Origin of the sequence: Pseudoalteromonas sp. NBT06-2 (genome assembly GCF_002276045.1) — a bacterium.
Classification (GTDB): domain Bacteria; phylum Pseudomonadota; class Gammaproteobacteria; order Enterobacterales; family Alteromonadaceae; genus Pseudoalteromonas.
The window spans coordinates 1-587 of the sequence record NZ_NQMR01000369.1; the positions used below are offsets into that span (position 1 = coordinate 1).

At 37.6% G+C, this 587-nt stretch carries 1 protein-coding gene; it reads right to left on the reverse strand.

The genetic code is table 11. The features are described 5' to 3' along the window. Window positions 1-587, reverse strand: a 587-nt coding sequence (locus tag CJF42_RS26105; protein WP_141235704.1) for a response regulator, incomplete at both ends; no start/stop codon positions are given.

Below are 587 nucleotides of genomic sequence, written 5' to 3' on the forward strand. Positions count from 1 at the left end.
TCTGCCACTTTAACTATAATACCGACATCGCTAAGCAACTCAAAGACGAGCTCTTGATTTAATTCGTTATCTTCCACAAGTAGAATTTTGGCACCTTTAAGCTTTTGCGCATTCTCTATTTCATGATTAACTTTATTAACTTCTCTTCTGCCAACCACTTGATGACTCAACGATGCCATAATCACATCCATCAAAGCTGATGAAGAAAACGGTTTGGCCAAAATAGTACTAAAAGATACGTTTTTAGCCTGCTGAATTGCCTCTTCACGATCATAAGCTGTCATCAGTATAATAGGGACATGTGCTCTTTTTTGTTTAATTATTCGGGCTGTTTCAATACCATCCAGTTTTGGCATTTGCCAGTCGATAAAAATTAAATCAACTACTTGATTTTGTTCGATGAGATTGAAAGCTTCGCTACCTGAACTGGCTGCAATTGTATTAAAGTTAAATGACTTCAACATGTCTAGCATGATTTCTTTGGCGGTTGCATTGTCATCAACCACTAGTACGTTAAGCCCTTCTAATTCGGGTAAGGCTATTTTACGACGCGTTAATGGCAAACCTTTTTGTAATTGGAACTTCGC